Origin of the sequence: Pseudomonas sp. GD03944 (genome assembly GCF_029839275.1) — a bacterium.
In the GTDB taxonomy this organism is placed as follows: Bacteria; Pseudomonadota; Gammaproteobacteria; order Pseudomonadales; family Pseudomonadaceae; genus Aquipseudomonas.
Genome location: NZ_JAOCAH010000005.1, coordinates 94212 through 118422, shown reverse-complemented (window position 1 = coordinate 118422; position 24211 = coordinate 94212). Strand labels below are relative to the sequence as shown.

Sequence of the window (24211 nt, the reverse complement as noted above, 5' to 3'; positions counted from 1 at the left end):
AGGTATCAATGGAACTTGATCTGGATAAAGTCGTACGTGGCCTGAGCGACTACTGTGTCAATGTGGATCGGCGTCCGGACGGTAGTGTGCTGCTGACTGTTGCCCACGACGGGCACCGTCTCAAACGGGTGGTGGACAACAGTTTCTCAGCCGATGAAATAGTGAGCATGATCAAGTTCGACCTGGTTGCAGGCGCTGCGGACAGGCCGATTGCAGAAGCGGTCAAGTATTGCAGCAGCACCCGTTTGCCCACCTACACGCGTCGGCCTATTCGGCGCACACGCAGTGCGAGTCTGTGGGCAATGCGCAAGATCAGAGACGCTTGAAAACGCCTCACCATGGCCAACGCCATCGCGCGCAGTGAGTCACGCCCGGAGCGGCAACAGGCAGGTGTCAGGGAAGGTAGCACTACGCGCGGTGTCGGCGGCCATAGCTGACCGGGGCGGCGGGGCCGCTCTGCCTATAGGGCAGAGCACCTCGCCACTCCTAGTCGTGGGGTTCGCTGGCCGACCAGACGGCCAGCTCGTAGCCATCGGGATCGATGAAATGGAAGCGGCGCCCACCCGGGAAGGCAAAGGTCTCGCGGCTGATGGTAGCCCCCGCCGCGATGAGCCTCGAACGGGTCTCGGCCAGGTCATCGGCATACAGGATCACCAGCGGACCACCCGGCCGGACGGCTTCCCCCGTGGTCAGCCCACCGGTCAGGCGACCGTCGCTGAACTCGGTGTAGGTGGGGCCGTAGTCGACGAAGGTCCAGCCAAACGCACTGCCATAGAACGCCTTGCTGCGGGCGATATCGCTGACGTTGAACTCGATATTGTCGATCTTGCGGTCGTTGCTCGCGCTCATGGGGATGTCTCCTTGCAGGGTATCGACGTCGCGCTCTGGCGACAGGGGTGTTGTCGTGCGTTCACGCTGGCAATCCTCGGGGCCGAGCAACCGGCCGTCTGTCGAACGCACCTCCAATGGCAGAACCGGTTGCTGCCCGTGGCGGTCCAGCAGCACCGAATGCGTCTCGCCCGGCGCAAACAGGAAACGCTCCCCCCATTGGCGCATGCAGACCACGACCGGAAACACCGCACGCCCCCGTTCCGTCAGCACGTATTCCTTGTAGGCGCTGCCATCCGACGCCGGGCGGATCTCGAAGAGACCCACCTCCACCAGTGTTTTCAGGCGCGTCGCCAGGATGTTTTTCGCCACGCCCAGGTTCTTCTGGAATTCACTGAAACGCCGGATGCCGTCGAAGGCATCGCGCAGGATCAGCAACGACCAGCGATCGCCGATGGCCTCGAGCGCCCGTGCCACGGGGCATTCGCGGGCGGGGGCAGGCAGGTGGGGCTCGGTCATTGAAGCGTGTCCTCCGGGCGGGTAAGCCCATGGTTCTGATCCTTCTGGTTGCAAATAAAAACCAGATTGGCAAACAATGGGCGCTTCTTGGTTTCAAAATGAAACCTATTAAACACCCGGAACGTGCCAATGACCGCAAAAATCGACGGGCCCCTGCAACCGATGGCGCCGGCCTACAGCCCTCGGCTGATCCTGCTGTTCGCCATCACCTGCGCCCTGGCGGTGGCCAACGTCTATTTTGCCCAGCCGCTGCTGGGGGCGATCGCGCACAGCCTGGCGGTCACGCCCTCGGTGATCGGCGTGGTGGTCAGCGCCACGCAACTGGGGTACGCGCTGGGGCTGCTGTTCATCGTGCCCCTGGGCGACCTGTTCGATCGCAAGGTACTGATGCTCAGCCAGTTGCTGCTGTCCGCCGTGGCACTGGCGGTGGCGGGGTCCGCGCAGCAGTGGTCCACGCTGCTGATGGCCATGGTGCTGGTCGGGCTGATGGCGGTGCTGGTGCAGGTGATGGTGGCCTGTGCCGCCGCGCTGGCCGGCCCGGCGCACCGTGGGCGGGCGGTGGGGGCGGTCACTAGTGGGGTGGTGCTGGGCATTCTGCTGGCGCGTCTGAGCGCCGGCGTGATCGCCGACCTGGCCGGCTGGCGCGCGGTGTATTTCCTGTCATCGGCGCTGATGCTGGTGGCGGCCGTGGTGCTGTGGAGGGTCGTTCCGGCCATGGAAAAACCGGCCCAGGTGGCGTCCTACTCGGAGTTGATGCGCTCGGTGTTCCGGTTGTTGCTGCGCGAGCGCACGTTGCAGGTCAGGGGCGTGCTGGCGTCGCTGATCTTTGCCGCGTTCAGCGTGCTGTGGACCGCCATGGTGCTGCCCCTGAGCGCGGCGCCCTGGTCGCTGTCCCACACCCAGGTCGGCCTGTTCGGCCTGGCGGGGATCGCTGGCGCCCTGGCGGCGAGCCGGGCCGGGCAGTGGGCGGACCGGGGCCTGGGGCAGCGGGTCACTGGTTGGTCGCTGGTGCTGCTGACGCTGTCATGGTTGCCCAGCGCGTTCGTCGAGACGTCCCTGGTGGCGCTGGTGATCGGGGTGATCCTGCTGGATTTCGCGGTGCAGGCGGTGCATGTCACCAACCAGAGCCTGATTCTCGCCGCCCGGCCCGACGCCCAGAGCCGGCTGGTGGGCGCGTACATGTGCTTCTACTCCGTCGGCAGTGCCCTGGGCGCCGCGGCCGCCACCCTGGTCTACGGGCAGTGGGGTTGGAACGCGGTGTGCCTGCTGGGTGGTGCGATCAGCCTGGCGGCGTTGCTGTTCTGGTTTGCCACCCTGCGGCTGCCGGGTGCCGTGAAAGCGCCCTGTGTCCGGGTGTATTGATCCGGGTCAAGGCTCGGCTGAAGCAGGGCGTTAAGGTGAAGGCTCACGACCCAGGTTCTGGAGTTCGAGATGGCCAAGCCGTTTCCCCTCAACCCCAAGCACCCCGAGCGCATCTGCTGGGGCTGTGACCGCTATTGCGCTTCCAACGCCCTGGACTGCGGCAACGGCGCGGACCGCACCATGCACCCGGCCGAAATGCTCGGCGACGACTGGTACGAACACGGCGACTGGGGCATCGAGCCACCGGTACAGGCCGGCGAAATCAAGCCGGGGCAGGTGAGCCCCGAGCTGATTGCTTCGGATCGCACGTAGCCCGGCATGCACCCCCCTGTAGGAGCAGGCTCACCCGCGAGCGTTTCGTCACCCCCCACGTTTCATCGACAGGCAACGACCGTCGAGCTCGAGGCCAAGGCCTCTCCTACAGGGGGCGCACATCTACCACTGAGGTGACGATCGATATCCCGTAGCGGACGCGGAGCGTCCGGGGCTGCATGCCCACGCGGAGCGTGGGAACGATCAGCGGTCTTCACCCTGTTGATGGCTCCCACGCTCCGCGTGGTAGCCCGATCTCGTGACGCTCTGCGTCACCCACGGCAGACCTGACGGCCAACAAAGCGTAGGAGCGGGCTTGCCCGCGAGCTTTTCCGGGAGGCGGTGTCGATGTTGTCTGCGGGAGGAAGGGCGCTCGCGGCCTGGGGCAGGGCGCAGCCATGACAAAGCCGGTCGGTGGCCGTCATAATGTCGGCGGATGTTCGGGACGCAGAGATCGACGTGGCAAGAAAATCACGCAGGGAATTGGCAGCATTCGACGGTGACGGGGGCGAGATTCCGGTCACGGTAAAGGATGTCGCCGCCAAGGCGGGCGTTTCGCCGATCACGGTGTCGCGTGCCATCCACCGTCCGGACCTGGTCAGCGATGCCACCCGCGAGCACGTGCTCGACGTGGTGCGTGCCATGGGCTACGTGCCCAACATCCTGGCCGGCGCGCTCGCCACCCGCAAAAGCCGGCTGGTGTCAATCCTCCTGCCGACCATTGCCAATTCCATCTACGCCACCGTCGTCCAATCGATCATGAGCCGCTTGGCCGAGTTCGGTTACCAGAGCCTGGTCGGGCCGACCGGCTACTCGCCCGAGCAGGAAGAAGTGCTGCTCGATGCCATCCTCGGCCGTCGCCCCGACGGCGTGGTACTCACCGGTACGCTGCACACCGCCAAGATCCGCGCCCGGCTTGCCGCCGTCGGCATTCCGGTGGTCGAGGCCTGGGACCTGAGCGACGACCGCCTGGATGTGCAGGTCGGCTTCTCCCACGAACAGGTCGGCGTGGCCGTGGCCGATCACTTCCATGCCAAGGGCTACCGGCGTTGGGCGGTGGTCGGGGTCGACGATCCGCGTGCCATGCGCCGTTGCAACGCCCTGGTCGAGCGCCTGGGGACGCTCGGCGTGCAGGATGTGGCCCGGGAGATCCTGCCGACCGAGGCGACCTGGGAAGTGGGGCGCATCGGCTTGGCCAACCTGCTCGACACGGGACGTCGCCCGCAGCTGATTTTTTGCAGTTCGGACACCGTCGCCCTCGGTGTACTGGCCGAGGCCAGCAGTCGGGGCCTGAACGTGCCCGGCGATCTGGCCATCCTCGGCTTTGGCGATACCACCAACGCCCGCTTCGCCAACCCGGCGCTCTCGACCGTCAGCATCAATGCCGAGGAAATGGGCCTGCAGGTTGCCGAAGCGCTGCTGCGCCGCCTCGATGGCCTGCCGAGCGACCAGCAGATCGATACCGGCTTCGCGATTATCGAACGCAGCAGCACCTGATCCGGCAACACCTGGCATCCCCGCGTCGCAGTGGGGGCGCCCCATGCTGACCACCCTCTGGTCGCCACGCTCACGCATCCATTCGTCTGCCTGAAGCGCATGAAGCGCATCGAGGGGATGTTCACTGATAACGTTATCAGTCTAGAATGATAACGTTATCTTCTGCGCTGCATCCGGCTCGTGGCGAGGCCGCCCGAGACTGTCGACACAACAACAATCCAGGCAACACGCTGAAAAGAGGACGTGGACATGACCACCATTGACCAGAGCAACCTGAGCGGCACCCCTGTCATCACTTCGCTGGAGGTGATCCCGGTCGCCGGGCACGACAGCATGCTGCTCAACCTCAGCGGTGCCCACGCGCCTTACTTCACCCGCAACCTGCTGATCCTGCGCGACAACGCCGGCCATGTGGGCGTGGGCGAGGTGCCGGGCGGCGAATCGATCCGCCAGACCCTGGAAGATTCCCGCCAGCTGCTGATCGGCCAGTCCATCGGCCACTACCAGAAGCTGCTCGGCAGCGTGCGCCAGGCCTTCGCCGACCGCGATTCCGGTGGCCGCGGCTTGCAGACGTTCGACCTGCGCATCACCGTGCACGCGGTCACCGCCCTGGAGTCGGCACTGCTCGACCTGCTGGGCCAGCACCTGGGCGTGCCGGTGGCGGCCCTGCTGGGCGAAGGCCAGCAGCGCGACGCCGTGGAAATGCTCGGCTACCTGTTTTACATCGGCGATCGGAAGAAAACCGACCTGCCATATCGCCAGGAGTCGGACGCCGACAACGCCTGGTTCCGCGTGCGCAATGAAGAAGCCCTGGACCCCGAGGGTGTGGTGCGCCTGGCCGAGGCCGCCTATGAGCGCTACGGCTTCAAGGACTTCAAACTCAAGGGCGGCGTGCTGACCGGCGACGCGGAAATCGAAGCCGTCACCGCCCTGGCCGAGCGCTTCCCCGAGGCCCGCGTGACCCTCGACCCCAACGGCGCCTGGTCGCTGAGCGAAGCCATTCGCCTGTGCCGCGACCAGCACCACGTGCTGGCCTACGCCGAAGACCCATGCGGCGCGGAAAACGGCTATTCCGGCCGCGAAGTGATGGCCGAGTTCCGCCGTGCCACCGGCTTGCCGACCGCCACCAACATGATCGCCACCGACTGGCGCCAGATGGGTCACGCGATCCAGCTGCAATCGGTGGACATCCCACTGGCCGACCCGCACTTCTGGACCATGCAGGGCTCGGTGCGCGTCGCGCAGATGTGCCACGACTGGGGCCTGACTTGGGGCTCGCATTCCAACAACCACTTCGACGTGTCCCTGGCCATGTTCACCCACGTCGCGGCCGCCGCGCCCGGCAAGATCACCGCCATCGACACCCACTGGATCTGGCAGGACGGCCAGCGCCTGACCAAGGAACCGTTCCGCATCGAAGGCGGCCTGGTGGCCGTGCCGCAGAAACCGGGCCTCGGCGTGGAACTGGACATGGACGCCGTGGGCAAGGCGCACGAGTGCTACAAGAACATGGGCCTGGGTGCCCGTGACGATGCGATCGCCATGCAGTACCTGATCAGCGGCTGGACCTTCAACAACAAGCGGCCGTGCATGGTGCGCTGACCGATGTACCGGTCGATCGAGCCTCGGTACGCTGGGCTCTATCGGCCTTGTCGGTGCTCTCTGCCGATCCTTCAGCGCCAGCCGTCCTGGCTGGCGCCTTCCGCGTCGCCTTCACACGCTCTATATGATTCATATATGCTTTGTAGCGTTTCGCATATGTGAGGAATTGCCGTGGGCATCATCAATATCGACGACGACCTGCACGACCAGGTTCGTCGCGCCAGTTCCGTTTCCTGCCGCTCCATCAATGCCCAGGGGGCGTTCTGGATGAAGATCGGCATGCTCTGCGAACTCGACCCGACCCTGAGTTTCAACCAGATCGTCGCCCGCGAATTGCAGGAGGCGGGCGTCACGGCGCCCAGCCATGGGGTGGCCCCGTGATCAAGAACGCCGAGGAGCTGGCGTACATGCGGGCGTCCGGCAAGCTGCTGGCCCAGGTGTTCGCCTTCGTGGATTCGCTGCCGCTGCTGGGCATGTCGACCCTGCAGGTGAACGACGAGGTGGAGCGCTTTATCACCCAGACCCTGCAGGCCCGCCCCGCGAGCAAGGGGCAGTATGGCTTCGCCTATGTGCTCAACGCTTCGATCAATCAGGTCGTGTGCCACGGCGTGCCCAGTGCCAGCGACATCCTCCAGGGCGGCGACATCGTCAACCTGGACATCACCCTGGAGAAGAACGGCTTCATCGCCGATTCGAGCAAGACCTACCTGATCGGCGAGGTCGACGCAGCGGCCCGGCGCCTGGTGGCGGTGACCTACAAGGCGATGTGGCAGGGCATCCAGGCCGTGGCGCCGGGCGCTACCCTGGGCGACATCGGGTATGCCATCGAGCGCTACGCCAGGAAGCACGGCTACTCGGTGGTCAGGGATTACTGCGGGCACGGCATCGGGCGGGAAATGCACGAGCCGCCGCAGGTCCTGCACGTCGGCAAACCGGGCAGGGGAATGACCCTGAAAGAGGGCATGGTCTTTACCATCGAACCGATGATCAACCAGGGCCGTGACCGCGTCCAAACCCTGGGCGATGGCTGGACCGTCGTGACCCGCGACGGCCGCCTCTCCGCGCAGTTCGAACACACCGTGGCGGTCACCCGCAATGGCTTCGAAGTCCTGACCCTGCGCGACGACGAGCAGCTTCCCGGGCGCTGAATTCGCAGAGGTGGCGGGCTATCGGGGCAGGACCGCGATGGCGTCCAGTCAGGCCGGCTTCTTCTGCTCCCGGGTTGCCTGCCAGCAGATGAGCGAGCCGACGGTGACCAGGACCGCCCCCTGCCAGAACTGCAGCGTCAGGTGCGCGCCGAGGTAGGCGGCGGCGAAGGCGGACGACAGCACCGGGCCGAAATAAGACACCGTGGCCAGGAGCGTGAGGTTGCCGCGCAGGATGCCGATGTTCCACAGTGCATAACCGCCGGCCATGGCGATGCCGGTGGCCAGCAGTTCCAGCGAACCGCTCAGGGTGACGGCGGGCAGGGACTCGTCGCTGAGCGCGTACTTCATCCACAGCACCGCCGCCGTCAGGATGAAGAACAGCGCCACGTGGTTGGCGCCGCCGGCGTAGCGCCGGGTGACGTTGCAGTACAGGGCGAAGGTGATCGCACAGCCGGCCGCCAGGCTGTAGCTCAAGGGGTTGGATTGCACGTTGGCGACGATGCTTGCCAGCGACAGGCCGTCGGTGCTCACCACCCAGACGATGCCGAGCAGCGCCACGGCCGTGCCGGGCACGATGAACCAGCGTGCCGGCTGGTTGTTCATGAGGATGGCGAGCAGCACCGTGAGGCTGGGCCACAGGTAGTTCACCACGCCGAGCTGGATGGCCTGGTTGCTGTCCAGGGCGTAGCCCAGGGCCAGCGACAGGCACAGCTCGTAGGCGATGAACAGCGCCGAGCCGGTCACCAGGTAGAAGCGCGAGGTGTGGCGCAGGCGCGGTCGGCCCAGCAGGGCCACCAGCAGAATGGCGCCCAGGGTGTAGATCATCGCTGCGCCGCCCAGCGGGCCGAAGGCTTCGCTCACGCTGCGGATCAGCCCGGAGCAGGTGCTCCACAGAAGAATCGCGCCCAGGCCACAGGCTGTCGCGTTTCGTCCACTGGCATTCAACATCGGCCTTACCCGCCCCAAAAAAGGGCGCGATTCTACAGCCCCGTTCTGCAAAAGCCAGCGCTTTACGCCACGGTCCGCCAGCCGGTGTGCGGCGGGGTCGCGATTGCGCTCGTCCAGCCGATTTGCAAAGTACATTAGCGCTAATGTAATTTGCCGCCACCTGCTGGAGATGACTGCCATGACCCGAAAGATCGAGCCCGGCCTGGGCGAACTGCTGCGCTATGTCTCGGAACTGGTGGAGTACGGCGCCCAGGCGCATTACCAGGAGATGGGCCTGCACTACCGCGCGCGCTACACCCCGGTGTTGCGCGCGATCCGCTCGGGGGCCAGTACGGTCACCGAGATCACCCAACGCAGCCACCTGACCCAGGGCGCCATCAGCCAGACGGTCGGGCAGATGGAGGCGGACGGGGTCATCTGCCGCGGGCGTTGCGAGGATGCGCGCAAGAGCGTGATCCAGCTGACCCCGGCCGGCAAGACACTGGTGAGCAAACTGAACGCCCACTGGGCGGCGACCTTCGAGGCCATCGAGCAACTCGAAGCGGAAATCGGCTACCCGCTGCGCCGGGTGCTGGAAGACACCGCCAGGGCCCTGGAGAAACAGGGCTTCTCGCAGCGCCTGAGCCACGTCAAACACAGCCTTGCAGCAGGAGTGCCCCATGATGAGTGACCCGGCAACGAACTGGTTCGAGCAGGGCGGGCAGGCCTATGCGCGTTTCCGCCCCGAATACCCACCGGCGCTCGCGACCTACCTGGCGTCGATCGCCCCTGACCGCGCGCTGGCCGTCGACGTCGGCTGTGGCAACGGCCAGCTCACCACGCTGCTGGGCGAGCACTTCGATGCGGTGCTCGGTTTCGACCCCAGCGCCGACCAAATCGCCCATGCCACGCCCCACACCAAGGTTCGCTACGACTGCGCGCCGGCCGAGACGCTGCCGCTTGCCGAGGGCAGCGTCAGCCTGCTCACCGCCGCCCAGGCGGCGCACTGGTTCGACCTGCCCCGGTTCTATGCCGAGGCACGCCGGGTGGCCCGGCCGGATGCGATTCTGGCGCTGATCAGCTACGGCGTACTTCGCCTGAGCGGCGAACTCGGCATCCGTTTCGACGCGTTCTACTGGCAGGAAATCGGCCCGTACTGGCCGGCCGAGCGCACGCTGGTGGACAGCGGCTACGCGACCCTCGACTTTCCCTTCGCGGAAATCCAGGGTCCCGAGATCAGCATTCGGCTGGAATGGAACCTCGACGAATTCCTCGGCTACATCTCGACCTGGTCGGCCGTACGCCGCGCCCGGGATGCCGGGCGCGAAGAGTTGCTGCAGCGCTTCGCCACCGAGATCGCCGAACGCTGGGGCGACCCCGCCACCCGCCACCCCATGACCTGGCCGATCGCGATGCGGCTCGGCCGACTGTAAGCGAGCGGTCGTCAGGCCGACACCCGCAGCCCCAGGGCCTGTTGGAAATCGTCCGGAGCCCGTGGTTTCGCCGGGTTCGACGTACATCGGGGCCAGCCAGGCGATGAGTGGGTAGAACGCCAGGTCGTTGCAGGCGAAGAACAGGGCGATCAGCCAGACCGTGGGATTGGGTAACGGCATGCGCGGCGCGGATGACGAGGCCAGCGGCGCGCTCACGTCCGCTTTCGGGCAGGGCGCTACTCGGTTTTCTTCCGGGAGCGAAACGCCGCCACCTTCATGCGGTTGCCGCAGGTGGCCATGCTGCACCAGCGGCGGCGGTGCGATTTGGTCAGGTCGTGGAACAGCAGGATGCAGTCGTGGGCCTCGCATTGGCGCACGAATTCGAACTTGTCCCCGGTGATCAGGCGCGTCAGTGCATCAGCCACCGGCTCGAGCAGGCTGGCCGGGCTGTCATCGCGCAGGCGGCTGACCAGCCGGTAGGACCGGCCTTCGCCGTCCCATTCCAGCTCCCTGACCGGGCGACCGGTTTCCAGTATCTGATTGATCACGCCAAGGTCCGCCGGTGCGCCGTTCATGGCGGCATGCACCACGGCCCGCGAGCGGTCACGCAGCTGCCGGGCCAGGTCGAGCAAGCCTCGGGGAGCCTGTGGGTGGGCAGTCGGCGGCACGAGCCCTGCCTGTTGCAGCCAGTGCATCACGCTGCCGTCATCGGTGAAGCAGTCACGGCGCTGATCGTCGACCCCGTACTCGCTGTTGATGAAGTCGAGGGCCAGGTTGTCGGCGACGAAGGGGGCGTCCGAGGGGAGGGGGGCAGTCGAACTCATGGGTGAGCCTGTAACCTATAAAAGATGTTTGACAGGTTACGCGAAAGGGTCGTAACCTTCAAATCGTCTTTTTAACGGTTACAGAGGTGATCCATCATGACGACTACCCAATCGATTGCAGCTGCCGGTCTTGGCGTGGCTTTGCTGGCTGGCGGCGCACACGCCGCGGACAACCCGGTCCATTACCGCTATGAGCAGGTCGGTGATGTGAAGGTCTTCTACCGCGAAGCCGGGAGCCCGGAGGCGCCCACCGTGCTGTTGCTGCATGGCTTCGCGGCGTCTTCGTTCATGTTCCGCGACCTGATTCCGGCGCTGGCTGACCGCTACCACGTGATCGCGCCTGACCTGCCGGCCTTCGGCTTCACCGAGGCACCGGCGCGGGGCGAGTACGCCTACACCTTCAGCCAGCTGGCGAAGACCATTGGCCAGTTCACCGAGCAGCTCAAGCTGGATAAATACGCCCTGATGGTTCACGACTACGGTGCGCCGGTGGGTTGGCGCCTGGCGGTCGAGCACCCGACCCGGGTGACGGCGATCATTTCCCAGAACGGCAACGCTTATGAGGAAGGCCTGGGGGATGGCTGGGCACCGATCCAGCGCTACTGGAACGAGCCGAGCCAGAAGAACCGCGAGGCGCTGAGCGATTTCCCGACACCCGCGTCGATCAAGTGGCAGTACCTGGAAGGGGTGTCCGACCCGACCACGGTTTCGCCGGACGGCTACACCCTGGAAGGGCTGCAGATTTCCCGTCCGGGCAATGCCGATATCCAGCTCGACCTGGTGCTGGACTACGCGAACAACGTGGCGATGTACCCGCAGTACCAGGAATTCTTCCGCACGTACCAGCCGCCGCTGCTGGCGGTGTGGGGCAAGAACGACCCGTTCTTCCTGCCGGCCGGTGCCGAGGCGTGGAAGCGCGATATCCCTGGCGCGGACATTCGCTTCTATGACACCGGCCACTTCGCCCTGGAGACCCATGCTAAGGAAATCATCCCGGTGATCCGCGAGTTCCTCGACAAGTCGATCCAGTAAATCCGTTCTCCTGCCGGCCGCTCACGGTGCAGCACGCACGGTGGCGCGGCCGGCAGGGTGCGTTGGCCATCACCTCCCTTGATGGCGCGGGATAAGCCCACCCGGCTGTGCCGCTGACCACCCCCTCCCTATGATGGCGACTACCGCCCGCCCACGACGGCAGGCTTCGGGAGTCGACCATGCACCCCTTCAGTTTCGATGCGATGGACCAAAAGAACGTGCCCACCTGCCTGGGCGTGCTCCGGGTACGCAGCGCCGGGCAGGGCGAGCCGATCCTGTTCTGGTCGAGCCTGCTCATGAGCAGCGGCATGTGGCAGGCCCAGGCGCAGCATTTCAGCGCCAACTACCGGGTGATCCTCATCGACCCGCCGGGCCACGGCGACAGCCAGGACCTGACCCAAGGCTTTACGTTCGAGCAGTGCGCCCGCTGCGTGGTGGAGGTGCTGGATGCCCTCGGCATTCGCCGGGCCCATTTCGTCGGCAATTCCTGGGGCGGGATGATCGGCGGCACCTTTGCCGCGCGGTATCCGGAACGGGTGGGTGCTGCCGTTTTGATGAACTGCACGGCATCGGCCGCCGGACTGCGGCATCGGCTGGAATTCCCGGTGCTGGCAGCGATCAGCAAGCTGCTCGGCGGCATGCACGGGCCGCTGATGGGGCCGGTGATTCGCGCCTTCGCCGGGCCGACCAGTCGGCGCCAGCGTCCCCAGGTGGTCGAGGCCATCCGCGAGGCCGTGGGCCGTTGCCGGGTGCATTCCGTGGCCTGGGCGGTGAGCAGTGTGGTGCCCCGGCGGCCGGACCAGCGCGCCCTCATGGGGCAGATTCGCACCCCGGTATTGGTGGTGGCGGGGGAGGAGGACCAGACCTTCGCCGTGGCCGAGACCCGGGCGATGGCCGAGGCCATTCCGGGGGCCGAATTCGTGGTGTTGAAGGACACGGCGCACCTGGCGGCGCTGGAAAATCCCGAGGTGGTGAACCCTCTGATCGCGGCGTTCCTGGCGCGCCATCCGCTGGCGGAGTGAGTCAGCGGCTGCCGGGCGTTGCCCTCAGCGCGAGAACATCCGCTGCACGCCCAGGGCTACCAGCGCGGCACCGGCGCAGCCGTTGATGGTGCGCTCGATGCGCAGGTAGAACGCCCGCAGCGCCGAGGTGCCGAAGACCAGGCTCAGGCCGATGTGCCAGCCCAGGGACAGCGAACCGATCAGCACCATCGTGGCCACGTAGAACCACAGGGGCGCGCCGATGGGAAACACGGCGGCGAAGGCGCTGGTCCAGAAGGCGGCGCCCTTGGGGTTGGTGACGCAGGTGAGCAGGCCGGTGCGGTAGGCCGACAGCCGGGAGCCATTCAATTCAGGTGTCTGGACCGCCGTATCGCGCCGCGTCGGCTGCCGGGCCGACCACAGCAGCCGGCCGCCGTACCACACCAGGTAGGCCGCGCCCAGCAGCCGCACCCCGTCGGCCAGCCAGGGGTGTTTCGACAGCAGCGTCGCCAGGCCGGCGATCGACACCACCACCCAGAACACCGAGCCGCTGGTGATGCCCAGCGCCACATAGCGGGCGTCGCGGTGCCGCTGGCTCAGGGCCATCTGGCTGAGAATGAAGAAATTCGGACCGGGGCTGGCGAGCGCCGCCAGGTAGATGCCGGTGATGAGGGCGAGGGAATAGGCGTAGGTCATCGTCGGGGGAGGGCGTCACGCCCCTCGGGCAGGAAGGTCGATCGCTATCTTGCCTCGCGCCCGGGCGCCGGCCTAGAGGGGCGCGCAAAAATCATCGACCGCCGGGCGGTTGCGGACGACGGGCACCGATCGGCCCGCCGTCCGCCCGCGTTCAGCGGGTGAGACCGTGATCGGCCAGTAGCAGGTCGGCGGCGCGCTCACCGATGACCACGCACGGTGCCATGGTGTTGCCGACGGTGATCCGCGGCATGATCGAGGCGTCCGCGAGGCGCAGGTTGTCGATGCCGTAGACCCTGAGCCGGTGGTCCACCACCGACAGCCCATCGCGGCCCATCTTCGCGGTACCGCACTGGTGCCAGTAACTCACCGCCGCGTGGCGGATGAACTGCGCCAGGGCCCGGGGTTCGCGCGGTCCGGGCACGACTTCGTGGGTCACCAGTCCTTCCAGGGCCGAACTGTTGCCCAGCTCCCGGCACAGTGCAATGGAGGCGAACGCGGCGGTCAGGTCCTCGGGCGCACTCAGGGTGTTGGGCTCGATCAGCACCGGGTCCGATGGACCTGCGCCCGACAGGCGCAGGCGCCCGCGGCTGAGGGGCCGCGCCAGGCCGGCGAACATGGTCCAGCCGTGGGCTGGCGGCGGGATGCCGACCTCAGGCGGTGACGGCACCGCGAATTCCAGCTGGCAGTGCAGCAGGTCGGGGGCCTCCAGGCGCGCGTCGCTCTTCCAGTACAGCGTGGCCTCGCAGCCACCACCGCCCACGGGCTGCGGCTGGCGGTAGGCCCAGGTACAGCCGAAGGCGATGTGGTCCTGGTGGTTGCGGCCCACGCCGGGCAGGTGATTGACCCGCGCGATGCCGTGGGCACGCAGCTCGTCTTCCGGCCCGATCCCGGATTGCATCAGGACCTTGGGGGTGTTCACCGCGCCCATCGACAGCACGACTTCCCGATCGGCATGGAAGCACCGGCGCTGGCCGTCGACGATCACCTCGACGCCGATGGCCCGCGTCCCCTGCAGCAGCACCCGGGCCACCAGGGCGCCGGTCAGCACCGTCAGGTTGGGGTGATGCAGGCGCGGCCGCAGATAGGCGTCGTACAGCGATTCGCGCCGGCCCTGATGGATACGCAGCTCGGTGATCGCCGCGCCGCCGGGGCCTTCCATCATCTCGCCGTTGGCACTGTCGAAACGCGGGATGCCCAGTTGGCCGGCGGCCTCCAGGGTGGCCAGGGCCAGCGGTTGCGGCGCCTCGGGTTGGGCGACGTACACCGGCCCGTCGGTCCCACGGCGCAGGCTATCGGCCCGGCCCTGCCAGTTCTCGATCCGGGCGTAGTAGCCCAGCACCGACTGATAGCCCCAGGCCGCGTCGCCGGACTCGGCCGCGAAATGGTCCCAGTCGGTCCGGTGGCCGCGGGCCCAGACCATCACGTTGATGCTCGACCCACCGCCGAGGCCCTTGCCCATGTTCAGTGGCAGGCGTCGGCCGTTCAGGTGGGCGTTGGGTTGCCCTTCGAAGGCCCAGTCGCGCGCCGACCCCAGGTTCAGTGGCCACTGCGCCGGCTCCGTCACCTCGGGGCCGCTGTAGCCGTGGCCCGCCTCGATCAGCAGGACCCGAATGTCCTGCTGGTCGGCGAGGCGGGCGGCGACCACGCACCCCGCCGTGCCTGCACCGCATACGATGAAATCGTAGGTCCGATCACAGTGTTGAGTCATGGGGCCCGTCCGTATCCAGGCAGGGAGGTAAGCTCAGTGCGGCACGCGGCATTCACTGCGCGGCCACGCTGTGCACGGCCTGGAGAATCACCTTGGCCACCTCGGCTGGCTGCGATTGCTGGGGCACATGGCTGGCGCGCAGTTCGGTCAGGGTGGCGCCGATGCGCTTGGCGGCCGAGCGCTGGACCTCCGGGTGGATCATGCGGTCTTCGGTGGCGAGCACGTACCAGGACGGCTTGGTCTTCCAGGCGGCGACGGTGGTGCGATCGTCGAAGGCGGAAGCCTTGATCGGGCCCTGGGTCGCGGTCATCACGGCAGTCTGTTCGGCCGGCAGGTCCTGGGCGAAATCCGTGGCCATGCCGTGTGGGGTCATGTAGAGGAACCCGTTGGCGTCGGCCTTGATCTGACTGATGCCCGGCGGGGTCGGTGCGCCCTTGCCCTGTTCGCCGCTGGCCTGGCCGGCGTCGGGAGCGAAGGCGGCGACGTACACCAGGGCGCTGACCTTGTCATGGGCGCCGGCTTCGCTGATCACGGTGCCGCCCCAGGAATGCCCGACCAGTACCACCTCGCCGGCCTGGTTGTTCAGGGCCCGCTGCGTGGCGGCCACGTCGTCGCCCAGGGAGGTAAGGGGGTTCTGTACCACGGTCACCGACACGCCTTCGGCCTGCAGGTAGGGCACGACCTTGGCCCAGTCGGAGCCGTCGGCGAAGGCGCCGTGTACGATCACCACCGAAGGCGGGGTATCGTCGGCGTGGCTGATGCTCACGGTGAAGGTGCTGGCCAGGGCGAAGGCGGCGGTGGCGAGTGTCGAGCTGAATGGTTTCATTGGGTGAACTCCTCTGTAGGGAGTTCGAATTCTCCAGACGGGCCTGCCTGTCAGGTATCGGTCATTTATCCGACCCCGGGACTTTTTTATGGACGACGCGTTGCAGGTGGACATCTCGTTGAACGGCGCACTGAGGGCGATCGCCCAGGTCGGCGACCTCAGCATGGGCCAGCCGCTCGGGCATTCGATGCGCGTGGCCCGGCTGGCGCGGCTGTTCGCCGAGGCCCGGGGCGGCGACGCTGAGCAGCTGCGGGGGGTGGAGCAGATCGCCTTGCTGCGCTGGTCCGGCTGCACGGCCAATGCCGAAGGCTTCGCCCACCTGCTGGGCGACGATGTCGATGGCCGCCGCGCGATGCTCGACCAGACCCTGGGCAACGAGGCCATGAACGCGGTGCACCAGGCGACGCCACTGGCCGTGGTGCACTGCGAGGTGTCCGGGGAAATCGCCCGGACCCTGGAACTCGGCGCCACCGTCGAGGGCGGGCTGTGCCGGGTGTTCGAAACCTATGACGGCACCGGCCGGCCCCTGGGCCTGACCCATGAGCACATTCCGGAGGTCGCCTATCAGGTGGTGCTGGCCGGCGACCTGGACATCCTCTGCCGTGCCCATGGCCTGGAGGCCGCCTTGAAGTGGATTGGCGAGCAGTCCGACCGGCGTTATCCGGCCGCGCTGGCGGCGGTGCTGGTGAACAATGCCAGGGCCTGGCTGGCGGAGCTGGAGCGCACCCCCGACCTGCCGGAGGACGCCTCGGCCGGACGCCCGGTGGCACTGACCCTGGTGGGAGATGTGATCGACCTGAAGCTGCCCTGGCTGGCCGGGCATTCGCGGCACGTGGCCCAGGTCGCCGTGGAGGCCGCGCGCCTGTGGGGCCTGGCGGAAGCAACCCAGGCCGAGATCGCCAAGGCCGCGCTGATCCACGGCCTCGGCCGGGCCGCGGTGTCCAACCACCTGTGGAACACCCCGGGGCCGCTGCCCTATGGCGCGGCGGAACGCATCCAGCTGGTGCCGTACTGGACGCACAAGGCCCTGCGGCAGGTTCGCGAACTGAGCGCCTCGGGGGAGATCGCCGCCCATGCCTACGAACGGCTCGACGGCAGCGGGTACTTCCGTGGCGTGGCGGGGGATGCCCTGACCCCGGAGCACCGGTTGTTCGCCACCGCCGTGGCCTGGGCCGCGTTGCGCGGCGAGCGCCCCTGGCGGCCGGCCTACAGCGAATCGGAAGCGGCCAGGTTGCTCAAGCAGGACGCCAGCCGGGGCCTGTTCGACGGCGATATCGGCGAGGCGGTGATCGCCGCCGCCCGGGGCGAGCGCAAGCTCCCTCAGCCCAGGAGCGCGCTGCTCAGCGCCCGCGAGTGCCACATCCTGCAGGAAATCAGCCGGGGCGCGAGCAACAAGCAGGTGGCGCAGCGGCTGGCCATCAGCCCCAGCACCGTTCGCACCCACGTCGAAAGCATCTTCCGCAAGCTGGGTTGTTCCACCCGGGCGGCGGCCACCCTGAAGGGCCTGACGCTGGGCCTGATCGCCTGAGCCGGCTCAGGCCAGGTTGCGTTCGCGGGCCAGGGTAGTGAAGGCCTTGAGCGCGGCGGACGGGTTGCGCCGGTTCGGGTAGTACAGGCACAGCCGGTCCCGGGGTGGTGTCCAGTCTTCCAGCACCCGTTCCAGCCGACCGGCCTCGATGTCGGGCTGCACGTCCTGCTCCATGAAAAAGCCGAGGCCGATGCCTTCCTGCACCACCGCCCGGGCCACGCCGGCCTCGTCCAGGGTGAGCGGCCCGTCCACGTCCATGCGGATCACCTCGCCCTTGCGCTCGAATTGCCAGGGGTAGATCGCGCCGTTCGGCAGGCGGATGCGCAGGCAGGAATGGCGGAGCAGGTCGGCGGGGGCGCGGGGCCGGCCGTGGGCGGCGAAGTAGGCGGGGGAGCCAACCACGGCGTAGCGTTGCGGCTGGCCCAGGGCGATCACGATCATGTCGCTGGGCACCAGGTTCGCCGCGCGCACGCCGAGGTCGAAACGGTCGGCGACGATGTCCACCAGGCGGCCTTCGGTCACCAGGTCGACATGCACCTTCGGGTAGCGCCGCAGGAATTCCAGCACCAGGGGCAGCAGCGCCGCCCGGGCAGCGCTGGCGAATGCATTGATGCGCAGCACGCCGGAGGGGCCGGCGGCGTGGGAGCGCACCGCGTCGAGCCCGGCGCGCACGTCCTGCAAGGCCGGGCCGACCTGCTCCAGGAACAGCGTGCCGGCTTCGGTCAGCGACACGCTGCGGGTGGTGCGGTTGAACAGGCGGGTGTCGAGCGTCGCCTCCAGCTTGGCGATGGTGTGGCTCAGGGCGGTGGTCGACACATCCAGCTCGATGGCCGCCTGGCGGAACGAGCCCCGGCGCGCCACGGCCATGACTGCTTCCAGCTCGTTAAGGCCCAGGCGCGGGTCTGGCATGGGATTGTCCTGTTTTTCGGGATGGGTCATCAGGGTTTGTCCCAGTTGAGCAAATTATCAACCGGGCGGCAAGATCGCAGTCCTGTACCCCTGCAACCCTGAGCAAGAGGAACCGCCCATGGCCCTTCGACTGCCTGACGCCGTCACCACCTACTTTTCCATCAGCAATGGCGGTGATCCGTCCCGCCTTGCTGCCTGCTTCTGCACCGACGCTACGGTGACCGACGAGCGCCGGACGTATGCAGGCCTCGCCGCCATCGAGGCCTGGCAGCGTCAGGCGCAGCAGGCCTTCACCTACCAGGTCGAGCCCCAAGCCGCGGTGCACGACGATGACGGGTTGACCGTCACCGCCCAAGTCAGCGGGGATTTCCCCGGCAGCCCGGTGCAGCTCCAGCACCGCTTCACCTTCCGCGACGAACGCATCCACACGCTGGAGATCGCGCCATGAACCTCGACCTGAACGGCAAACGGGTGCTGGTCACCGGCGGAACCAAAGGCGTCGGCGCGGCCGTGGTCAGCCTGTTCCTCGCGGAGGGTGCCCGGGTGGTGACCACCGCGCGCCAGGCGAGCACCGGCGCCTCGGCGGCGCTGTTCGTGGCGGCCGACCTCTCGACCCGGGAGGGCTGCGAGGCGCTGGTGGCCGCAGCCAGGCAGCACCTCGGCGGGGTGGACATCGTCGTGCATGTGCTCGGTGGTTCGTCGGCCCCAGGCGGCGGTTTCGCTGCGCTGGACGACGAACAGTGGCAGCGGGAGTTCGACCTGAACCTTTATCCCGCCGTACGCCTGGACCGCGCCTTGCTCCCGGAGATGCTGGCGCGCCAGGCGGGCGTGATCATCCACGTGACCTCCATCCAGAACCGGCTGCCGCTGCCCGAGGCCACGACGGCCTACGCCGCGGCCAAGGCGGCGCTTTCGACCTACAGCAAGAGCCTGTCCAAGGAAGTCTCGCCCCAGGGCGTGCGTGTCGTCCGGGTATCGCCGGGGTGGGTCGAGACCGAGGCCTCGGTGGCGCTGGCCGAGCGGCTGGCCCAAGAGGCGGGCACGGACTACGAAGGCGGCAAGCGGATCATCATGGACGCCCTGGGTGGCATTCCCCTCGGCCGCCCGGCCGCGCCACGGGAGGTGGCCGAACTCATCGGTTTTCTCGCCTCGCCGCGGGCGGCGTCCATCACCGGCAGCGAGTTCGTGATCGACGGCGGGACGGTGCCGACGGTCTAGTGCTGTCGGCCGAAGGTGCTTCTGGCCGGCAGGCGATTTCCATTAGCATGGAGCCGCCAGGGATGATCTGCCGCAGAGCGGGCGACCTGTCGTTCACTGACCGCCCGCTGCCGGAACCCGACGTCCTTCCCATGACTGCCTTCACCCTCAAGCTCCTCGTCACGCCGCTGCTCATGCTGTTCATTTCCCTGGCCGCACGCCGCTGGGGCACGCGGGTCGGCGGGTTGCTGTCGGGGCTGCCGATCACCTCGGCGCTGGTCATGCTGTTTCTCGGCCTGGAGCAGGGCACGGCATTCGCCTCCATGGCGGTGCCTGGGGCGCTGGCCGGCATCGCAGCGATCCAGGCCACCTACCTGTTCTACTTCCTGATTACCCGGCGTGTTTCTGTGCTGTTCGGCTGCATTGGCGCGCTGGCGTTCTATGGTATCGCGGCGGTGGTGATCGGCAGCCTGGGCGCGCCGCTGTTCTCCATCGGCGTGGCGCTGGTGCTGGTGGCGGTGATCGTCTGGGTGACCGCTTCCGGGGCAGAGACGGGAGCGGCGTGCTACGTGCCCATGCCGCGCTGGATCATTCCCATGCGGATGTTGACCGCCACGCTCCTGCTGCTGGCCATCACTGCCGGCGCGGACTGGCTGGGCCCGGGGGCCAGCGGCCTGCTGGCACCGATTCCGATCGTCGCCTGGCCGCTGGCAGTGTTCACCCATGTGCAGGGCGGGCGCCACGAGCTGGCGGCCATCGTGCGTGGCAACTCGATCGGCGCCATCGGGGTCATCGGCTTCTACCTCGCCCTGGACTCCCTGATCCTGCAATGGGGCATCGCCCTGACCATCGGCGCGGCGGTGGTGCTGGCCGTGCTGGTCACCACCGTGCTGGCGAGCCTGCTCAAGAAGGTCTGAGCACTCGCCGCCGGCCTGGGCATGGCGTGCGCTGATGGGTATCGCTGCGCTCAACCCATCCTACGGGACGCCACGTGTAGCCTGGGTCGAGCGAAGCGACACCCGGGATTGCCCGAGCCCACTGTAGGAGCGGGCTTGCCCGCGAGCTTTTGGGAGATCGTCACAATGGATGAGGCTTACAGACCGTCGAGCTCGAGGCCAAGGCCTCTCCTACAGAAGCGAGCCCGTAGCCTGGGTTGAGCGAAGCGATACCCGGGATTAAGGCGGTACGCGGTACGGCTGGCGTTCAGCCTTCCCTGAGCGCGGTGAGGCAGCGGCTGGCCCAGGTGGCGTAGTCGGAGCCGAGTGCCTGTTCCGGGTCGAAATACCAGCGGTAGAAATCCTCCGCCCTGGCGGGAAACCGCGGGTAATCCCAGGCCGAGTCGTCGGAGTAGATGAACCCGTCGGTCAGCTCCGCCAGCGCCGCGGCGAGGATGCCGTAGGCGAGGGCGATGATCGGCGGCTGTCCGGCCGAGCGGCGAAAACGCCAGTAGCGACCGGCGGCGAGACATTCCAGCATCTCCGTGCGTCGCGCCGTGGCCGGTGGATGGTCGCGCAGGATGTCGTCCCAGCACTCCAGGTCGTCGACGCTAACACGCTCGCCGTAGGCATCTGTGCCGCCGGCGAGGTCATCGACGTAGAACCAGGCGTACTCCGATTCGGCCCAGGTAGCGGGCGACGACAGGTCGCGTTCCAGTGACTCGTGGGTGCCGTTGGATCGCACGCTGACACGCAGGACCGGCCGTGCCGCGATGCCATGGATGGCCAGGTGCGCGTGCAGCCGCGTGGTGGCCCGTTCCAGCAGCGCCTGGAAGGACGGCACCGTCGCGTGGCGCGGGTAGACTTCGAAGGTCGTGGACACAGCGGACGTTCCGGCGTTACTGGGGAAGGGCCGATTGTAGCCAGGCCCCGCCGTCGATGCGACGTGGACGCCGAACAGGCGCAGCGTGCGAGATGAGACGGTGTGCAGGCGGTCGTGGCCTCGGTCGAGCGCAGCGACACCCGGGATTGGCTGGCACACCACCGACATGGGTAGGAGCGGGCTTGCCCGCGAGCTTTTGGGGAGGTCGCCACGGTGGATGAGGCTCACAGATCGTCGAGCTCGAGGCCAAGGCCTCTCCTACGACAGCGAGCCCGTAGCGAACTGATACCCGGGATGAGGGCGATGGCTGCCGAAAAAAACGGGCAGCCATCGGCCGGCGAGATCAGACGCCCAGTTCCTGGCGGACGGTGGCGATGCGCTGCCCGGCCTGGTTGAGCCAGGACAGGTCGCTGCCCATCAGCAGCATGTCGCTGCCCATTTCGATCAGGCGCTTGGCCGTTTCGCCGTCGGCGGGGAAGCACGGCACCATCACCTGGATGCCACGGGCGTGGCATTTCTCGATCAGCAGCTCCAGGCGCGACAGCACCTCGGGGTTGCCCAGGCGGTAGTCCACCGGCAACTGGCGCGACAGCGAGTAGTCGGCCGGGCCGAAGTGCACGGCGTCGATGCCCTCGACGTCGAGAATCGCGTCGATGTTGTCGAAGAACTCGTAGCTTTCCGCCATGGGCACGATCACCGTGCGGTCGTTTTCCGTCTGGGTGTAACGGCCCCAGTCGAAGTTCGGCCCGGCGTAGTTCGCCGAGCGCACCGAGCTGTCACCGCCGCGGCGCCCCATGGGAGGGAACTTGCTGCTGCGGATGATGCTGCGCATCTGCTCGGCATTGTGCACCTGCGGGATGATGACCCCGGAGGCGCCCATTTCCAGGGCCTTGCGGATGTCCCAGTCGAGGGTGCCGCGCACCCGCACCAGGCTGTGGATGTTGGCGCACTTGGCCGCCAGGATCAGCTTCTCCATGTCGCGGTCGACGCCGAGCGAGGTGTGCTCGGCATCGATGAACACGAAGTCCAGGCCCCAGTTGCCGGCCACCTCGATGGGCATCGAGGCGGTGCTGTAGATGTTCATGCCGAAGGTCGTGCCGCGGGCCATCAGCTGTTTGAGCGTGGTGTTCATGGGCGTGGCCTCAGAGGCGGTAGGTGTCGGGCAGGCGGTCCTTGAACGGATGGATTTCGAACACGCCGGGTTCACGGATCAGCGACTTGTTGCGGGCCTTCTCCAGGTCGATCTCGGCGCTGTACACGCCGTCTTCCAGGCCGGCGCGGATCAGGGTCTTGCCGGACGGCTCGATGATGTGGCTCATGCCGATGAACTGCATGCCGTCGTCCAGGTCGTTACGGTTCGGCGCCAGGAAATAGACGATGTTCTCGGCGGCCCGCACGGTGCTGAACAGGTCCGGCAGCATGCGCGCCTGCTCCGGCCAGGCGGCCGGCAGCACGACGATGTCGGCGCCTTCCAGGGCCAGGGTGCGCACCACTTCCGGGAAGCGGATTTCGTAGCAGATGGCCAGGCCGACGCGGCCGATGGCGGTGTCGAACACCGGGGCCTTCCAGTCGTCCGGGGTGTCGGTGAAACGGTCGCCGATCATGAACGGCAGGTGGCGCTTGCGGTGCAGGCCGACGATGCCTTCCGGGCCGATCAGCGCGGCGGTGTTGTACACGGTGTCGGGGTTGCGCTCGTAGAAGCCGACCACGATGTAGATGCCGGTGTCGGCACTCACCGCCAGCAGCGGCGCCAGGGCGTCGAGCTCGATGGCGCCGCGCTCCAGGTCTTCGCGGCTGTCGAACGAGCCGCCGGTCAGCAGGCACTCGGGGAAGGCGATCAGGCGCGAGCCTTCGGCGGCGGTCTGGCGCGAAACCTCGGCCACTTTCTCGATGGTCTTGAGCGGGTTACCCGGCACCGGGTGGATCTGTGCAACCGAAATCTTCATGGTGTTCCTCTTTACGGGTAGAACGCGCCCCCATGGGCGCGTCGATTCCTGGCGTGGCGAGGGCGTGACCCGAGATGACGGGCCGCGCCGCAGCGGGGATCAGTTGTGCTCGACGTCCATGGCCTCGTAGACCTTCTTCACCAGTTCCGGGTTGATCTTGGCGGCGTACTTGTCCACCACCGGACGGATCTTTTCCTGGATGCGGGCGATTTCTTCAGCCGGTACTTCGTTGACCTGCATGCCGGAGGCCTTCAGCTCGTCGATGGCCTTGCTGTCGGCTTCGCGGGAAATTCGGCGCTGCTCCAGGCGCACTTCCATGGCCACGTCGGTCAGCAGTTTTTTCTCGTCGTCGTTGAGCTTGTCCCAGAAGCCCTTGCCGATCAGGACGATCTGCGGGTTGTAGTTGTGCTGGGTCAGGCTCAGGTACTTCTGCACTTCGTTGAACTTGGAGGCGAGGATCAGTGCCGCCGGGTTTTCCTGGCCATCGACCGTGCCGGTTTCCAGCGCGGTGTGGACTTCGGTGAAGGGCAGGGGCGTGGGGTTGGCGCCCAGGGCCGACCAGACGTCGAGGAACAGCGGCGATTGCTGGGCACGGATCTTCAGGCCGGCGATGTCTTCCAGCTTGGCCACCGGCCGCTTGTTGTTGGTCAGGTTGCGCACGCCCAGCTCCCAGAAGGCCAGGCCGACCAGGTTCTGCGCCGGCAGCTGGTCGGTGAGCATCTTGCCCACTTCGCCGTCGAGCATGGCGTCGACCTTGGCGGTGTCGGTGTAGAGGAACGGGAAGTCGAGGATGCCGAAGTCGGTGACGTGGTTGAGCATCAGCCCGGCGTTCCAGGTCATCATTTCGATCACGCCGCCCTGCAGCGACGACAGCACCTGGACGTCACCGCCCAGTACGCCGTTGGGGAAGGTGCGGACCTTGATCTTGCCGCCGCTGCGCTCGGCGACTTTTTGCGCGAACAGGTCCATGCCGATGGCCGGGGGCGTGCCCTTGGGGCTGGTGGCGGCGAACTTGATGGTGTGCGAGTTGTACTCGGCGGCGAACGTCATGCTGCTGGCGAGCAGCAAGGCGGCGAGGGCGGTCAGTTGCTTTTTCATGGTGAAGTCCTTCTTGTTGGC

Annotated in this window: 26 protein-coding genes and 1 pseudogene; 15 read left to right on the top strand and 12 right to left on the bottom strand. The window is 67.1% G+C overall.

Features of this window, described 5'->3' with window-relative positions:
- The first annotated feature begins 8 nt into the window (after window positions 1-8).
- A complete protein-coding gene (locus N5C28_RS10195; protein WP_279822022.1) occupies window positions 9-326 on the top strand; it encodes a hypothetical protein in 318 nt (105 codons plus the stop codon).
- Window positions 327-486: 160 nt separating this feature from the next.
- On the opposite strand, the gene N5C28_RS10190 is transcribed toward N5C28_RS10195, so the two are convergent.
- Window positions 487-849 (bottom strand): VOC family protein, encoded by a 363-nt coding sequence (locus N5C28_RS10190; protein ID WP_279822257.1) that lies wholly within the window; start codon window positions 847-849, stop codon window positions 487-489.
- A 57-nt stretch (window positions 850-906) separates the two neighbouring features.
- Window positions 907-1347 (bottom strand): annotated as a pseudogene (locus N5C28_RS10185) (helix-turn-helix domain-containing protein); the annotation flags it as partial.
- 162 nt (window positions 1348-1509) lie between these two features.
- Here N5C28_RS10185 and N5C28_RS10180 point away from each other — a divergent pair.
- The 6 genes from N5C28_RS10180 (at window position 1510) to map (ending at window position 7268) form a co-directional block, all read left to right on the top strand.
- Window positions 1510-2709: an MFS transporter gene (locus tag N5C28_RS10180; RefSeq protein WP_347881262.1), complete on the top strand. Its 1200-nt coding sequence runs from the start codon at window positions 1510-1512 to the stop codon at window positions 2707-2709.
- 69 nt (window positions 2710-2778) lie between these two features.
- Complete coding sequence (locus tag N5C28_RS10175) at window positions 2779-3021, top strand: DUF3079 domain-containing protein (protein WP_279822020.1); 243 nt, start codon at window positions 2779-2781, stop codon at window positions 3019-3021.
- 459 nt (window positions 3022-3480) lie between these two features.
- A complete protein-coding gene (locus N5C28_RS10170) occupies window positions 3481-4518 on the top strand; it encodes a LacI family DNA-binding transcriptional regulator (protein ID WP_279822019.1) in 1038 nt (345 codons plus the stop codon).
- Window positions 4519-4767: 249 nt separating this feature from the next.
- Entirely contained in the window at window positions 4768-6120 is a 1353-nt protein-coding gene (gudD, locus tag N5C28_RS10165) for a glucarate dehydratase (RefSeq protein WP_279822018.1), read from the top strand.
- A gap of 171 nt (window positions 6121-6291) precedes the next feature.
- Entirely contained in the window at window positions 6292-6501 is a 210-nt protein-coding gene (locus tag N5C28_RS10160) for a ParD-like family protein (protein ID WP_279822017.1), read from the top strand.
- The gene (map, locus tag N5C28_RS10155; RefSeq protein WP_279822016.1) at window positions 6498-7268 is read left to right on the top strand and encodes a type I methionyl aminopeptidase; all 771 of its coding nucleotides are present in this window, start codon (window positions 6498-6500) and stop codon (window positions 7266-7268) included. The genes N5C28_RS10160 and map overlap by 4 nt, the downstream gene beginning before the upstream one ends.
- Before the next feature lie 48 nt (window positions 7269-7316).
- Here the strand turns inward: map and yddG are convergent, their stop codons facing one another.
- Window positions 7317-8216: an aromatic amino acid DMT transporter YddG gene (yddG, locus tag N5C28_RS10150; protein ID WP_279822015.1), complete on the bottom strand. Its 900-nt coding sequence runs from the start codon at window positions 8214-8216 to the stop codon at window positions 7317-7319.
- A 178-nt stretch (window positions 8217-8394) separates the two neighbouring features.
- Between yddG and N5C28_RS10145 the strand changes: the two genes are divergently transcribed.
- Both N5C28_RS10145 and N5C28_RS10140 read left to right on the top strand, forming a co-directional pair.
- Complete coding sequence (locus N5C28_RS10145; protein ID WP_279822014.1) at window positions 8395-8886, top strand: MarR family transcriptional regulator; 492 nt, start codon at window positions 8395-8397, stop codon at window positions 8884-8886.
- Window positions 8879-9628 (top strand): class I SAM-dependent methyltransferase, encoded by a 750-nt coding sequence (locus N5C28_RS10140; RefSeq protein WP_279822255.1) that lies wholly within the window; start codon window positions 8879-8881, stop codon window positions 9626-9628. The genes N5C28_RS10145 and N5C28_RS10140 overlap by 8 nt, the downstream gene beginning before the upstream one ends.
- A 236-nt stretch (window positions 9629-9864) precedes the next feature.
- On the opposite strand, the gene N5C28_RS10135 is transcribed toward N5C28_RS10140, so the two are convergent.
- Window positions 9865-10452, bottom strand: coding sequence for an ABATE domain-containing protein (locus tag N5C28_RS10135; protein WP_279822013.1), 588 nt, complete (start codon window positions 10450-10452; stop codon window positions 9865-9867).
- A gap of 96 nt (window positions 10453-10548) precedes the next feature.
- On the opposite strand from N5C28_RS10135, the gene N5C28_RS10130 reads away from it, so the two are divergent.
- Both N5C28_RS10130 and N5C28_RS10125 read left to right on the top strand, forming a co-directional pair.
- Window positions 10549-11484 (top strand): alpha/beta hydrolase, encoded by a 936-nt coding sequence (locus N5C28_RS10130; RefSeq protein WP_279822012.1) that lies wholly within the window; start codon window positions 10549-10551, stop codon window positions 11482-11484.
- A gap of 179 nt (window positions 11485-11663) precedes the next feature.
- On the top strand, window positions 11664-12506 hold the full coding sequence (locus tag N5C28_RS10125; protein ID WP_279822011.1) for an alpha/beta fold hydrolase: 843 nt from the start codon (window positions 11664-11666) through the stop codon (window positions 12504-12506).
- Between the two features lie 24 nt (window positions 12507-12530).
- Here N5C28_RS10125 and N5C28_RS10120 read toward each other — a convergent pair whose 3' ends face one another.
- The 3 genes from N5C28_RS10120 to N5C28_RS10110 all read right to left on the bottom strand — a co-directional run bounded on the left by N5C28_RS10120 (window position 12531) and on the right by N5C28_RS10110 (window position 15694).
- Entirely contained in the window at window positions 12531-13160 is a 630-nt protein-coding gene (locus N5C28_RS10120) for a LysE family transporter (protein WP_279822010.1), read from the bottom strand.
- 151 nt (window positions 13161-13311) lie between these two features.
- Window positions 13312-14868, bottom strand: coding sequence for a GMC family oxidoreductase (locus N5C28_RS10115; protein ID WP_279822009.1), 1557 nt, complete (start codon window positions 14866-14868; stop codon window positions 13312-13314).
- A gap of 52 nt (window positions 14869-14920) precedes the next feature.
- Complete coding sequence (locus N5C28_RS10110; RefSeq protein ID WP_279822008.1) at window positions 14921-15694, bottom strand: alpha/beta hydrolase; 774 nt, start codon at window positions 15692-15694, stop codon at window positions 14921-14923.
- 88 nt (window positions 15695-15782) lie between these two features.
- Between N5C28_RS10110 and N5C28_RS10105 the strand changes: the two genes are divergently transcribed.
- Window positions 15783-17222, top strand: coding sequence for an HD domain-containing phosphohydrolase (locus N5C28_RS10105; protein ID WP_279822007.1), 1440 nt, complete (start codon window positions 15783-15785; stop codon window positions 17220-17222).
- Window positions 17223-17228: 6 nt separating this feature from the next.
- Here N5C28_RS10105 and N5C28_RS10100 read toward each other — a convergent pair whose 3' ends face one another.
- Complete coding sequence (locus N5C28_RS10100) at window positions 17229-18131, bottom strand: LysR family transcriptional regulator (RefSeq protein ID WP_279822006.1); 903 nt, start codon at window positions 18129-18131, stop codon at window positions 17229-17231.
- Between the two features lie 118 nt (window positions 18132-18249).
- On the opposite strand from N5C28_RS10100, the gene N5C28_RS10095 reads away from it, so the two are divergent.
- The 3 genes from N5C28_RS10095 (at window position 18250) to N5C28_RS10085 (ending at window position 20245) form a co-directional block, all read left to right on the top strand.
- Entirely contained in the window at window positions 18250-18579 is a 330-nt protein-coding gene (locus N5C28_RS10095; RefSeq protein WP_279822004.1) for a nuclear transport factor 2 family protein, read from the top strand.
- Window positions 18576-19349 carry an SDR family oxidoreductase gene (locus N5C28_RS10090; protein WP_279822003.1) on the top strand — a complete coding sequence of 258 codons (774 nt, stop codon included), beginning with the start codon at window positions 18576-18578 and terminating at the stop codon, window positions 19347-19349. Before N5C28_RS10095 ends, N5C28_RS10090 begins: the two co-directional genes overlap by 4 nt.
- Window positions 19350-19480: 131 nt before the next feature.
- A complete protein-coding gene (locus N5C28_RS10085; protein ID WP_279822254.1) occupies window positions 19481-20245 on the top strand; it encodes a hypothetical protein in 765 nt (254 codons plus the stop codon).
- A 286-nt stretch (window positions 20246-20531) separates the two neighbouring features.
- Here N5C28_RS10085 and N5C28_RS10080 read toward each other — a convergent pair whose 3' ends face one another.
- The 4 genes from N5C28_RS10080 to N5C28_RS10065 all read right to left on the bottom strand — a co-directional run bounded on the left by N5C28_RS10080 (window position 20532) and on the right by N5C28_RS10065 (window position 24190).
- Window positions 20532-21146, bottom strand: a complete 615-nt coding sequence (locus N5C28_RS10080; RefSeq protein ID WP_279822001.1) for a hypothetical protein — start codon at window positions 21144-21146, stop codon at window positions 20532-20534.
- A gap of 343 nt (window positions 21147-21489) precedes the next feature.
- A complete protein-coding gene (locus N5C28_RS10075; RefSeq protein WP_279822000.1) occupies window positions 21490-22278 on the bottom strand; it encodes an aldolase/citrate lyase family protein in 789 nt (262 codons plus the stop codon).
- A gap of 10 nt (window positions 22279-22288) precedes the next feature.
- Window positions 22289-23092 (bottom strand): carbon-nitrogen hydrolase family protein, encoded by an 804-nt coding sequence (locus N5C28_RS10070; RefSeq protein WP_279821999.1) that lies wholly within the window; start codon window positions 23090-23092, stop codon window positions 22289-22291.
- Between the two features lie 99 nt (window positions 23093-23191).
- Window positions 23192-24190 carry a TRAP transporter substrate-binding protein gene (locus N5C28_RS10065; protein ID WP_279821998.1) on the bottom strand — a complete coding sequence of 333 codons (999 nt, stop codon included), beginning with the start codon at window positions 24188-24190 and terminating at the stop codon, window positions 23192-23194.
- Window positions 24191-24211 lie beyond the last annotated feature (21 nt).

What these genes read in the sequence shown, in the direction of transcription:
- N5C28_RS10195 (WP_279822022.1), top strand. Translation starts at nt 9, where the DNA reads ATGGAACTTGATCTGGATAAAGTCGTACGTGGCCTGAGCGACTACTGT.
- N5C28_RS10190 (WP_279822257.1), bottom strand. Translation starts at nt 849, where the DNA reads ATGAGCGCGAGCAACGACCGCAAGATCGACAATATCGAGTTCAACGTC.
- N5C28_RS10180 (WP_347881262.1), top strand. Translation starts at nt 1,510, where the DNA reads ATGGCGCCGGCCTACAGCCCTCGGCTGATCCTGCTGTTCGCCATCACC.
- N5C28_RS10175 (WP_279822020.1), top strand. Translation starts at nt 2,779, where the DNA reads ATGGCCAAGCCGTTTCCCCTCAACCCCAAGCACCCCGAGCGCATCTGC.
- gudD (WP_279822018.1), top strand. Translation starts at nt 4,768, where the DNA reads ATGACCACCATTGACCAGAGCAACCTGAGCGGCACCCCTGTCATCACT.
- yddG (WP_279822015.1), bottom strand. Translation starts at nt 8,216, where the DNA reads ATGTTGAATGCCAGTGGACGAAACGCGACAGCCTGTGGCCTGGGCGCG.
- N5C28_RS10145 (WP_279822014.1), top strand. Translation starts at nt 8,395, where the DNA reads ATGACCCGAAAGATCGAGCCCGGCCTGGGCGAACTGCTGCGCTATGTC.
- N5C28_RS10140 (WP_279822255.1), top strand. Translation starts at nt 8,879, where the DNA reads ATGAGTGACCCGGCAACGAACTGGTTCGAGCAGGGCGGGCAGGCCTAT.
- N5C28_RS10135 (WP_279822013.1), bottom strand. Translation starts at nt 10,452, where the DNA reads ATGAGTTCGACTGCCCCCCTCCCCTCGGACGCCCCCTTCGTCGCCGAC.
- N5C28_RS10130 (WP_279822012.1), top strand. Translation starts at nt 10,549, where the DNA reads ATGACGACTACCCAATCGATTGCAGCTGCCGGTCTTGGCGTGGCTTTG.
- N5C28_RS10125 (WP_279822011.1), top strand. Translation starts at nt 11,664, where the DNA reads ATGCACCCCTTCAGTTTCGATGCGATGGACCAAAAGAACGTGCCCACC.
- N5C28_RS10120 (WP_279822010.1), bottom strand. Translation starts at nt 13,160, where the DNA reads ATGACCTACGCCTATTCCCTCGCCCTCATCACCGGCATCTACCTGGCG.
- N5C28_RS10115 (WP_279822009.1), bottom strand. Translation starts at nt 14,868, where the DNA reads ATGACTCAACACTGTGATCGGACCTACGATTTCATCGTATGCGGTGCA.
- N5C28_RS10110 (WP_279822008.1), bottom strand. Translation starts at nt 15,694, where the DNA reads ATGAAACCATTCAGCTCGACACTCGCCACCGCCGCCTTCGCCCTGGCC.
- N5C28_RS10105 (WP_279822007.1), top strand. Translation starts at nt 15,783, where the DNA reads ATGGACGACGCGTTGCAGGTGGACATCTCGTTGAACGGCGCACTGAGG.
- N5C28_RS10100 (WP_279822006.1), bottom strand. Translation starts at nt 18,131, where the DNA reads ATGCCAGACCCGCGCCTGGGCCTTAACGAGCTGGAAGCAGTCATGGCC.
- N5C28_RS10095 (WP_279822004.1), top strand. Translation starts at nt 18,250, where the DNA reads ATGGCCCTTCGACTGCCTGACGCCGTCACCACCTACTTTTCCATCAGC.
- N5C28_RS10090 (WP_279822003.1), top strand. Translation starts at nt 18,576, where the DNA reads ATGAACCTCGACCTGAACGGCAAACGGGTGCTGGTCACCGGCGGAACC.
- N5C28_RS10085 (WP_279822254.1), top strand. Translation starts at nt 19,481, where the DNA reads ATGACTGCCTTCACCCTCAAGCTCCTCGTCACGCCGCTGCTCATGCTG.
- N5C28_RS10075 (WP_279822000.1), bottom strand. Translation starts at nt 22,278, where the DNA reads ATGAACACCACGCTCAAACAGCTGATGGCCCGCGGCACGACCTTCGGC.
- N5C28_RS10070 (WP_279821999.1), bottom strand. Translation starts at nt 23,092, where the DNA reads ATGAAGATTTCGGTTGCACAGATCCACCCGGTGCCGGGTAACCCGCTC.
- N5C28_RS10065 (WP_279821998.1), bottom strand. Translation starts at nt 24,190, where the DNA reads ATGAAAAAGCAACTGACCGCCCTCGCCGCCTTGCTGCTCGCCAGCAGC.